Here is a 10,051-nt window from a genome sequence, read left to right on the forward strand (position 1 = left end):
CCGCCGACGGACGGGCGGGGGCCGCAGTCGTGCCGCTCCGGTCATCCCAGGGCGTAGACGGAGGTGGCGTGGGCGGCGGGGGCCCGGTGCCGTCGGTGCTCTCCGTGCCCTCGGCGACCTCGGCGTTCTCGGGGGTGTTGGCGCGGTCTCAGGAGGCGGGGGCGGCCAGGGTGTCGAGGTGGCGGCGCAGCACCGCGCGCAGCTCGTCGGGGCCGACCAGGTCGGGGTGCTGGACGGCCTGGAGGGTGAGGCCGTCCAGCAGGGCGGAGAGCCGGCGGGTCTCGAGGTCGAGGTCGAGGTCGAGGCCGGGGGCCAGGCCGCCGGCGCGTCGGGACTCGGCGAGGACGCGTCGGACCAGGTCGTCGAGTCCGGTCTGCATCTCGACGGCGCGGGGCCGCAGGTCGGGCCGGGTGCGGGCGGCGGTGACGAAGGAGAGCCAGAGCGCGGACTCCTCCCGGCGCCCGGCGTCCAGCGGGAGGGTCTCGGCGAGCAGTCGGACGGTCCGTTCGCGCCGGTCGGTGCCGGCGGCGGCCGGGTCGAGCAGGGCGGCGGCGTGGGCGCGGATGCGGGCCTCGATCCGCCGGGCCAGCTCGCGCATCGCGAAGATCATCAGCTCGGAGCTGCCGGCGAAGTAGTGCCGCACCGAGCCGACGGCCAGTCCGGCCTCCTCGGCGACGTTGCGCAGGGAGGCGTGCTCCAGTCCCTCCCGGGCCGCGACGCGCAGGACGGCGTCGGCGACGGCCTGGCGGCGTTCGGCGGGGTCGACGATCTTCGGCATGTTGCCATTATAGCACGAGCGAGCTAAATTGCTGATTTAGCACGGTCGAGCTACAAAAATTCGGGGAGGCAGGAATGAACGGCTGGGTGCACGCGGGGCTGATCGCCGTCGTGGTCGTCGTGGTGGTGATCCGGCGGCTGCGCGGCGAACCGCTCAACGCCCGGGACCTCTTCGCGCCGCCGGTGGTGCTCACCGCCCTCGGCGTGTGGGCGCTCGCCCAGAAGCACGGGCTCGGCGCGGCCGACTACGGCTGGATCGCGGCGGGCGCCGGGCTCGGCGTCGCGCTGGGGGCGGTGCGCGGCGCCACCATCCGGGTCTACGAGCGGGAGGGCGTGTTGTGGCAGCGCTACACCGGGCGGACCTTCCTGGTCGCGGCGGTGTCGCTGGCCCTGATGGCCGGTTTCGCCGCGCTCGCCGCGCACTTCGGCCTGGCCGCGGACGCCCGTCCGATCCAGCTGTCGATCGGGGTGGGCTTCCTGGGGGAGGCGCTGGTGGTGGGCTTCCGGGCGCTCTCCTCGGGCACGCCGTTCGCGCCGGAGAAGCGGGGTGCGAGCCCGCTGGACCGGTTCGGCCGGTAACTATGGTTGTCGTGGACGAGTTCGTTAACTACAGTTGTCATCATGACGACCGTGGAGATCACTCCGGAGGAGCGGGCCGCGCTGGCCAAGGCCCTCCTCGACGCGCTCGACCCCCTCGCCGCCGCCGTGCGCGCCCGCGCGACGGGCCTGCCCGCGGAACGGATATGGAACGCCGAGCCGGTCGAGGTCGCGCTCTCCGTCCTGTCCGCCTGGAAGCTGGTGGACGCCGAGGTCAAGCTGCTCACCGCGGGCGCGGCCGCCACCGCGGGTTCCTATGGCGCCAGTTACGAGCAGCTCGGTGCTGCCTGGGGCATCACCCGGCAGGGCGCCCGGAAGAAGTGGCCGGAGGCCGTCAGTCGTCCGGCGGCGCGGCCCGGGCTGCTCGAACTGTTCGGCGGAACCGCCGAGTTGGCGGAGGACGAGGCCTCCGGCGGCTGGCGCTGGACGGCCACCGGTGCGGACGGCGCCACCGGTGGGGCGGCGGCCGGCCCCCGGACCAGGGAGGAGGCCGCGGCCCACGCCGGGGCCTTCCTCGCGGCGCACCGTCAGGACTGATCCCGCAGCTCCCGGGCGATCAGCTCCGCGAGGTGCAGGGCCCGCCGCCCGTCCGCGAGTTGGGCGATCTGGGTGCGGCAGCTGAAGCCGTCCGCCAGGACCACCGCCTGCGGCCCGGCGGCCCGGAGCCCCGGCAGCAGCACCCGCTCCGCGATGGCCTCGGACACCTCGAAGTGGCCCCGCTCGAAGCCGAAGTTGCCCGCCAGGCCGCAGCAACCGGCCTCCAGTACCCGGTTGTTCAGGCCGAGGCGGGCCTCCAGCCGGCGGTCGGCGGCACTGCCGAGCACCGCGTGCTGGTGGCAGTGGGTCTGGGTGACGGCGTCCAGCGGGATTCGGGGGAGCGGGGCGTCCGGGGCGAACTCGTCGAGGAACTCGGCGAAGGTGCGGGTGCGGTCGGCGAGCGGGCGGCCCTCCGCGCCGAGCAGCCGGGGCAGCTCCTCGCGCAGGGTCGCGGTGCAGCTGGGGTCCAGGCCGATCACGGGGGTGTCGGCCTGGACCCCGCCCGCTCCCGTTTCGGCCGCTTCCAGCGCCCGCAGGCTGCGCCGCAGCACCCGTCGTGCGGTGCCGAGTTGGCCGGTGGAGTACCAGGTGAGGCCGCAGCAGACCGGGCCCGAGGGCAGCCGGACGTCGAAGCCCAGGTGCTCCAGCACCTCGACGGCCGAGCGCGGCACGCTCGGCTGGAGGCGGTCGGAGAAGGTGTCCGGCCACAGCAGCACCGGCCGGGCGCCCGCCGGGGCCGGGCGGGTGGCGCGGTGCCGCCGGTACCACGCGGTGAAGGTCTCCGGTGGGAGGACCGGCAGCACCCGGCGCCGGTCGATCCCGCCGAGCCGCTTGAGCAGCCCCCCGGCCCGGGAACGGGCGAGGGTGTTGGCGGCCCCGGGCGCGAGCGAGGCGGCCCGCAGCCAGAGCGGCAGCCAGCCCATCGAGTAGTGCGCGAGCGGGCGCGGCCGGTGCCGGTAGTGCTGGTACAGGAATTCGGACTTGTAGGTCGCCATGTCGACGTGGACGGGGCAGTCGCTCGCGCAGCCCTTGCAGCTCAGGCAGAGGTCCAGCGCCTCCCGCACCTCCTCCGAGCGCCAGCCGTCCGGGATCGCGTCCCCCCGCAGCATCTCGGCGAGCAGCCGGGCCCGCCCCCGGGTGGAGTGCCGCTCCTCGCCGGTGGCCAGGTAGCTCGGGCACATCACCCCGCTGCCCGGGGCCACGCACTTGGCGACGCCCACGCAGCGGTGCACCGCCTTCACCAGGCTGCCGCCGTCCTGCTCGTACGGCAGGGCCAGCGGCAGCGTGCGGCGCGGGGCCGTGACGAAGCGCAGGTCGGCGTCGAGCGGGCGCGGGTCGACCAGCGCGCCCGGGTTGAGCAGGTTCTCCGGGTCCCAGATCCGCTTGAACTCCCCGAACAAGCCGATGATTTCGGGCGGGTACATGCGCGGCAGCAGCTCCGAGCGGGCCTGCCCGTCGCCGTGCTCACCGGAGAGCGAACCGCCGTACGAGACCGCCAGATCGGCCGCCTGCTCCAGGAACTCCCGGAAGACCAGCACCCCTTGGGGCTCGTCCAGCGGGAAGTCGATCCGCAGGTGCACGCAGCCGTCGCCGAAGTGCCCGTACGGGACGCCGTGCAGGCTGTGCCGGCGCAGCAGGGCGCGCAGGGCCCGCAGGTAGTCGCCGAGCCGCTCGGGCGGGACGGCGGAGTCCTCCCAGCCGGGCCAGGCCTCGCCGCCGCCGGCCAGCCGGGTGACGATCCCCGCGCCCGCCTCCCGGACGGCCCACAGCTGGCGCTGCTCGACCGGGTCGGTGACCAGGGCGACAGCGGCCGAGCGCTCGCGCTTCACCGCGTCGGCGAGCCGGCGGGCGGCCTGGTAGGCGGCCCGCGGGGTGTCGCCGCCGGTCTCCAGGAACAGCCAGCACTCGCCGGCGGGCAGCCGGTCCAGCGCGGGCGGGCGGGGCCCGGCGGCGAGTAGCGCGGCGATCAGGTCGGCCGCCATGCCCTCGGCGGTCAGCGGACCGTGCGGCAGCAGCGCCGGGACGGCGTCGGCGGCGGCGCCCTCGTCGGGGTAGCCGGCCACCACCAGGGCCCGGGCCGGCGGGTCCTCGACCAGGCGGACGGTGGCGCCGAGCAGCAGCGCGCAGGTGCCCTCGGTGCCGGTGAGCGCCCGGGCCAGGTCGTGGCCCTGCTCGGGCAGCAGCGCGTCCAGCGGGTAGCCGGAGGTGCGGCGGGGCAGCTGCGGCATGCCCTGCCGGATGGCGGCGAGGTTGCGGTCGGTGAACTCCTGCAGCCCGGTGTGGAGTTGGCCGACCCGCCCGGGCAGCGCGGCGAGCGCGGCGCGCTCCGCGGGGGTGAGCCGCCCGCCGACGGTCAGCTCGGTGCCGTCCGCGAGCAGCAGCTCCAGCCGCTCGACGTTGTCGGCGGTGCGCCCCCAGGCGAGCGAGTGGGAGCCGCAGGAGTCGTTGCCGATCATGCCGCCGAGGGTGCACCGGCTGTGCGTGGACGGGTCGGGCCCGAAGCGCAGCCCGTACGGCCTGGCGGCGCGCTGGAGGTCGTCCAGCACGGTGCCGGGCTGGACGCGCGCGGTGCGGGCCCCCGGATCGACCTCCAGCACCGCGCCGAGGTGGCGGCGGAAGTCCAGCACCACCGCGCCCGGGCCGATCGCCTGCCCGCCGATGCTCGTCCCGGCCCCGCGCGCCACCACCGGCACCCGGTGGGCGCGGCAGAGCGCCAGCGCGGTGCGCACGTCGTCGAGGTCGGCCGGTTTGACCACGCCGAGCGGCAACTGCCGGTAGTTGGAGGCGTCCTGGCTGTAGACGGTGCGCTCGGCGGCGCCGAAGCGGACCTCCCCGCGCAGCACGGCGGCCAGCTCACGGGCCAACTCGGCCCCGGGGACGGCGGACGGACGGCTCACCAGGACCTCCCAGGAGTACGGCTCCGCCGATGATCGCAGCCGTACCACCGCACCGGTACCGGGCGCGGCGCCCGGCTCACCCGGGTGGGGGTGCCGCGGCTACTTCCGCCCGGTGAGCGTGCCGCGCGCGATGTGGGAGAGCTTGGCCACCTCGAAGGCCGGGTACGCGCCGCCCGCCAGCAGCGAGAACTTGATCCCCTCGCGGCCGCCCGGCCGGCGGTGGCCGGGCGGCTGGAAGCGGCGGTGGTGCTCGGCGGCGCGGTGGAAGAACTGCGGCCGCTCGGCGCGGGTGACGCAGCCGGCCAGGTCGAAGACGAACAGGTAGTGCCGGATCATCCGGACGAACAGCGCCTCGCGCACCGCGTACAGGTGCGGCTGGTCCTCCAGCAGGGCGAAGCTGCGCTCGTACTGCTCGAACAGGTCGAAGACGCTGCTGCCCGGGCCGCCCGCCGGATGGACGGTCTCCCGGCGGCGGAGCTGGACGCACTCGCGGGCCAGCACGGCGGCCGTCCGGGCGCCGAGCAGCGCCGCGTGCGCCACCGGGACCTCCTCGTAGCGGCCGGGCGGGAAGGCCAGGCCCAGCTCGGCCCAGTGGCCGCGGCGGACCAGCCGGTCCCAGGCCAGCGGCGGCGCGCCGAACAGCGCGGGCCGGTCGAAGGGCGCGAACGGCTCGGGGCCGGCCTCGGCGAGCAGCGCCTCGGCGCCGCCCGGCCAGTCCCGGTCCTGGTGCCGGCGGGAGTGGCCGAACAGCAGCACGTCCACCGGGCCGGTCTGCCGGAGCCGGTCGGCGAGCGTGCGCAGCGCGTCCCGGGGCAGCAGGTGGTCGGCGTCCAGGAACAGCAGGTACTCGCCGGTGGCCCGCGCCGCGCCCGCGTTCCGGCTCGCCCCGACCCCGACCGCGGCGTTCAGGTGCAGCACCGACACCTGGGGGTGCCGGGCGGCGTACGCGTCGGCGAGCCCGCCCGCGGTCTCGGGGGAGCGGTCGGCGACCACGATCACCTCGACGTCGGCCAGGGACTGGGCGAGCAGCGAGTCCAGGCAGTCGGCGAGCTGTTCGTGCCGGTCGTAGGCGGGGAGCACGACGCTGATCAGGGGTGAGGGCATGACGCCGGAGCGTAAGAGGGCTCGCGAACCGTGGCAAAGCCCTGACGGTCCGTAATTCCGATCAATCAGTGGCAAACCGTACGAGTGTGCGCCAGATCTTCACGCGGCCTTCCGGACGTGTCCACGCCCGGCCCGGGTCCCGGCCCGGCTTCCGACCTGGGGTGATACGCGCCGGGGCCCGCAGCGCGCGGTGCGTCGCGGGCCCTCGGCGGCCGATCGGGGGTCGGCCTAGTACCAGTGGTGGGACTGCCAGAACGACCAGGCGGCGCAGGGGCTGCCGTAGCGGGTGTTCATGTAGTTCAGGCCCCACTTGATCTGGGTGGCCGGGTTGGTGCGCCAGTCGGCGCCCGCGGAGGCCATCTTGGAGCCGGGCAGGGCCTGGACCAGGCCGTAGGCGCCGGAGGAGGCGTTCACCGCGAGGGGGTTCCAGCTGCTCTCGCGGAACACGATGTTGCTGAAGCACTGGAGCTGGCCGGCCGGGACGATCTGCGCGGCGATCTGCTGCGGGGTGCCGGAGTAGGCGGCCGGGGCGCTGTTCAGGTCCTGGCGCTCCTGGGAGCGGGAGGCGGCGGCCTCGGCGTCGGCCTTGGCCTTGGCGTCCGCCTGGGCCTGTGCCTCGGCCTGGGCCTGGGCGGCGGTGTCCGCCTCGGCCTTGGCCTGGGCCTCCTGGGCGGCCTGCTCGGCGGTGCCGGAGGCAGCGGTGTCGGCCTGGCCCTGCTCGGCGACCAGCGTGCCGTCCACTGACACGGCGGCCACGGGGGCGGCCTCGGTGCCGTTCCCGGCCTGCGGGATGGCGAGGGCCGCGGTGGCGGCGCTCGCGACCACGAGGGTGGCGACGCCGGTGATCAGGGAGTTGCGGCGGGCATGGCTGAGCTGCATGGGGCGGACGATCCTTCTCCGTCGGGGGCCGTGCCGGTGGCACCGGGGGCGGGGCATCGCGTGGGCTCCGGGTGAGCGGGGCCCGTGCGGCCGCCCTGGACGGCCGTGGCGCCCCGGCGGAAACGGCGGGGCGGGCGGGCTGCGCGGCGGCGGGGGGTGGTCGGCTGCGCTGTCTGGCGACGGGCCATTCTTGGCAGGGCCGGGGACGGGTGGCAAAGGCGTTCGCTACTACGCAGGGTCGTGGCTGAGGGGTGGCCGGAGCGGGGCCCGGAGGATTATTTGGGCAGATTTGTCCGAATCCTCCATCCGGAGGTGGCAGCCCGGGGGTGGTGAAGGATCGCACTGCCGGCAGGTGCGGTGGCCTGTGTTCTTCAGGCGGATCGCGGTCGCGGGCGGCCCGGTCGGGGCGGCTCGACGGCGCCGGGGGCGGTGCCGCGGGGAGCGCGTCCACTATCGGGGATCGTGGATGGCGATCCCGCTGTGGGCGGGCTCACACGCCGGCGGGCGCGGCGTCGACGCGGAGTGAGCGACCGGTGACGGCTCCGGGGGTCGCGCACGGGATTCGCCGGAGCGGGTCGCGTGGTTCGGTGCGTGATCGTCCCGGGCCCTCCGCACCCGGAACCCCTCATTGCCGTGTTCCTGCCAGATCCGATCGGCAAGGGCGGACCCCTCCTATCGCGCCGCCCGTCGGGCCACTCTCGGTCTTCCCCCACCTGCAAGGAGGATCTGATGAAGCGTCAACTCGGCAGGTTCGTCTGCCTGCTGGCCGGCCTGGTGCTCGGCGCCGGAGCGCTCGTGCTGCCCGCCGCCGCCTCACCCGAGCCGTCGCCGAGCGTGGTCGGCGGCACGCGGGCGGCGCAGGGCGAGTTCCCGTTCGTGGTGCGGCTCTCGATGGGCTGCGGCGGCGCGCTCTACACCTCGCAGATCGTGCTCACCGCCGCCCACTGCGTCGACGGCACCGGCGCCGACAGCAGCATCACCGCCACCGCGGGGGCGGTCGACCTGAACAGCGGCAGCGCGGTCAAGGTCCGCTCCTCGTACGTGTACCAGTCGCCCGCCTTCACCGGCGCCGAGAACGGCGACGACTGGGCGCTGATCAAGCTGGCCTCGCCGGTGAGCGGCGGCCAGGTCAGCACCCTGCCGATCGCCACCACCACCGCCTACGACAGCGGCACCTTCACCATCATGGGGTGGGGCGCCGCGCGCGAGGGCGGCGGCCAGCAGCGGTACCTGCTCAAGGCGACCGTGCCGTTCGTCGACGACGCCACCTGCGCCCGCGCCTACCCGGGCCTGAACGCGGCCGGCTCGCTCTGCGCGGGCTACGTCTCCCAGGGCGGCGTCGACACCTGCCAGGGTGACTCCGGCGGCCCGATGGTCCGGCAGGACGCGGCGGGCCGCTGGGTCCAGGTCGGCATCGTCAGCTGGGGCAACGGCTGCGCCCGCGCGGGCTACCCGGGCGTCTACACCCAGGTGAGCACCTACGCGGCCGACATCGCCGCGGCGGCGGCCGGCCTCTGATCCGACCCGGCGGGTCCCCGGGCCGACCCGGAAGGTCACTGATCCGACCCGGTAGGGCCGGTCGAAGCGGTACGGCAGGGCCGGTCACCACACCCGCAGGTGGTGGCCGGTCCTGCCGTACCGTGACGGACCGGGGGCGGCAGTGCCCGGGGAGCCTCACCCGCGCAGCCACTCCTCGGCCCGCCGTCGCTCCCGGGCGATGCGGCCGGCGGTGTGCGGGGGCAGCCGGGTGAGCAGGGCGACGGCGGCGTCGGTGCGGCCGGCGAGGGCGTGGGCGCCGGCGAGGCGGGCGGTGACCAGGGCGTGGTCGCGCGGGCGGGCGGCCGGGTCGAGGAGCCGCAGGGCGGCCTCCAGCCAGGCCGCCGCGGTGCGGGCGTGGCCGGCGCGGCCGGTGCGGACGGCGAGGTCCCGGTGGCAGGTGCCGTGCGCGACGGCCAGGACCAGGTCGGCGCGGTCCGCCCAGGGCGTCGGTTCGCGGGTGCGCAGCGCGGTGTCGGTCAGCCGCCGGGCCTCCGCCAGCGTCCGGCGCACCAGCGGGGCCCGGCCGGCCAGCGCGTGGGCGTGGGCCTGGGCGACGGCGGTCCAGGCCCGCAGCCCCGGCAGGGGAGGCGCGGTGGTCCGGGCGGCCTCGGCCAGGGCGAGCGCGGTGGCCGGGTCGCCGTGCCACCAGTACAGGGTGCTCTGCCGGGCGAGCAGCGCGGCCGCGGTGATCCGGTCGCCGGTCGCTCGTGCCCACTCCAGTCCGGTGGCGTACCAGCTGAGCGCGCGGGCGTGGCGGTCGCCCTCGAAGTGGGCCCAGCCGGCGAGTTCGGCGTACTGGGCGGCGAGCGAGCGGTCGGCGGCGGGGTGCTCGCGCGGGTCGGGGTACTGGTGCGGGTCGGGGTGCGGCCGGCCGAGCAGGGTGTGGGCGTGGTGCTCCAGGACGGTGGCCAGTTCCTCGCCGCCGATCCGGCCCGCGGCGGCGCGGTAGACGGCGAGCAGCTGGGCGAGCACCTCGACGGTGGCGGCGTCCGGCGGGCCGGTGGCGGTGGCGTCGAGCGGTGGCCGGGTGGCGGCGGCGCGTTCGCCGAGGTGTTCGCGCTCCTGCTGGACGGCCTGCCAGAGGTCCGCCAACTCGCCGTCGGCGTGCAGGAGTTCGTCGGCCCGGGCGGGCATTCCGGGTGGTGGCCAGCGGTGGGCGTTCTCCACCCGGCTGATCAGCGAGTCGTGGTAGCCGAGCAGCCGGCCGAACTCGGCCTGGCTGAGGCCCCGGGCCTCGCGCCAGTGGCGCAGTCGGCGGCCGAAGCGCAGGCGCGCGGACCCGGGCCCCGTACGGGGCGGCGGCGGAGGCGGCTGAGGTGGTGGCGGCGGGGGTGGCGTGGGGGCGGGCAGGGACGGCACGGGGTCTCCCGGAGGGGGCGGGGGGAGCGCTCGTGGGGGAGCGCCCGGCCCTGGTATCCCCGTTGACGTGCCTTGGTCAAACTGGACGGGCGGTGCCGTGCCGGGCGGCGTGGCATCCGGCGGCGCGGTGCTGCCAGGTGGCGTCCGCCATGGCGCGCGGCGTGCGCATCCCGGCGTCGAACAGCGCCCGGGCGGCGGCCACCGCCACATCGGCCTTGATCCGCGCGGACAGCAGATGCGACAGCACCAGCACCTGGTACAGCGGCGCCGGCGTGTCCTGGGTCGCCGCCGCGGCCCTGCTGACGGCAGCCCTGGCCGCACTCGCCGTGGCCCCGGAGACCGTGACGCCGAGGGAGCGGGGA

8 protein-coding genes and 1 pseudogene are annotated in these 10,051 nt (G+C 76.2%); 3 read left to right on the forward strand and 6 right to left on the reverse strand.

Going from position 1 to position 10,051, the window contains the following annotated elements; genetic code table 11:
• Window positions 1-148: 148 nt before the first annotated feature.
• Window positions 149-778: a TetR/AcrR family transcriptional regulator gene (locus ACFU7Z_RS27710; protein WP_074005181.1), complete on the reverse strand. Its 630-nt coding sequence runs from the start codon at window positions 776-778 to the stop codon at window positions 149-151.
• Window positions 779-852: 74 nt separating this feature from the next.
• Here ACFU7Z_RS27710 and ACFU7Z_RS27715 point away from each other — a divergent pair, with 74 nt between their 5' ends.
• Both ACFU7Z_RS27715 and ACFU7Z_RS27720 read left to right on the forward strand, forming a co-directional pair.
• A complete protein-coding gene (locus ACFU7Z_RS27715; protein ID WP_074005182.1) occupies window positions 853-1,356 on the forward strand; it encodes a DUF1453 domain-containing protein in 504 nt (167 codons plus the stop codon).
• A 42-nt stretch (window positions 1,357-1,398) separates the two neighbouring features.
• Window positions 1,399-1,911: a hypothetical protein gene (locus tag ACFU7Z_RS27720; protein WP_074005183.1), complete on the forward strand. Its 513-nt coding sequence runs from the start codon at window positions 1,399-1,401 to the stop codon at window positions 1,909-1,911.
• Here ACFU7Z_RS27720 and ACFU7Z_RS27725 read toward each other — a convergent pair.
• From ACFU7Z_RS27725 to ACFU7Z_RS27735, 3 genes are all read right to left on the reverse strand, one after another.
• On the reverse strand, window positions 1,902-4,808 hold the full coding sequence (locus ACFU7Z_RS27725; RefSeq protein WP_380780360.1) for an FAD-binding and (Fe-S)-binding domain-containing protein: 2,907 nt from the start codon (window positions 4,806-4,808) through the stop codon (window positions 1,902-1,904). The two genes, ACFU7Z_RS27720 and ACFU7Z_RS27725, sit on opposite strands and share 10 nt — an antisense overlap.
• A 99-nt stretch (window positions 4,809-4,907) precedes the next feature.
• The gene (locus tag ACFU7Z_RS27730; protein WP_375874896.1) at window positions 4,908-5,912 is read right to left on the reverse strand and encodes a glycosyltransferase family 2 protein; all 1,005 of its coding nucleotides are present in this window, start codon (window positions 5,910-5,912) and stop codon (window positions 4,908-4,910) included.
• A gap of 228 nt (window positions 5,913-6,140) precedes the next feature.
• On the reverse strand, window positions 6,141-6,791 hold the full coding sequence (locus ACFU7Z_RS27735) for a transglycosylase SLT domain-containing protein (RefSeq protein WP_380741251.1): 651 nt from the start codon (window positions 6,789-6,791) through the stop codon (window positions 6,141-6,143).
• Window positions 6,792-7,520: 729 nt separating this feature from the next.
• Between ACFU7Z_RS27735 and ACFU7Z_RS27740 the strand changes: the two genes are divergently transcribed.
• Complete coding sequence (locus tag ACFU7Z_RS27740) at window positions 7,521-8,309, forward strand: S1 family peptidase (RefSeq protein ID WP_380780362.1); 789 nt, start codon at window positions 7,521-7,523, stop codon at window positions 8,307-8,309.
• 156 nt (window positions 8,310-8,465) lie between these two features.
• On the opposite strand, the gene ACFU7Z_RS27745 is transcribed toward ACFU7Z_RS27740, so the two are convergent.
• A complete protein-coding gene (locus tag ACFU7Z_RS27745) occupies window positions 8,466-9,689 on the reverse strand; it encodes a helix-turn-helix domain-containing protein (protein ID WP_380780364.1) in 1,224 nt (407 codons plus the stop codon).
• A 124-nt stretch (window positions 9,690-9,813) separates the two neighbouring features.
• Window positions 9,814-10,051 (reverse strand): annotated as a pseudogene (locus ACFU7Z_RS27750) (endonuclease); the annotation flags it as partial.

The sequence above is a fragment of the Kitasatospora sp. NPDC057518 genome, assembly GCF_042802075.1.
Taxonomy (GTDB): Bacteria; Actinomycetota; Actinomycetes; order Streptomycetales; family Streptomycetaceae; genus Kitasatospora.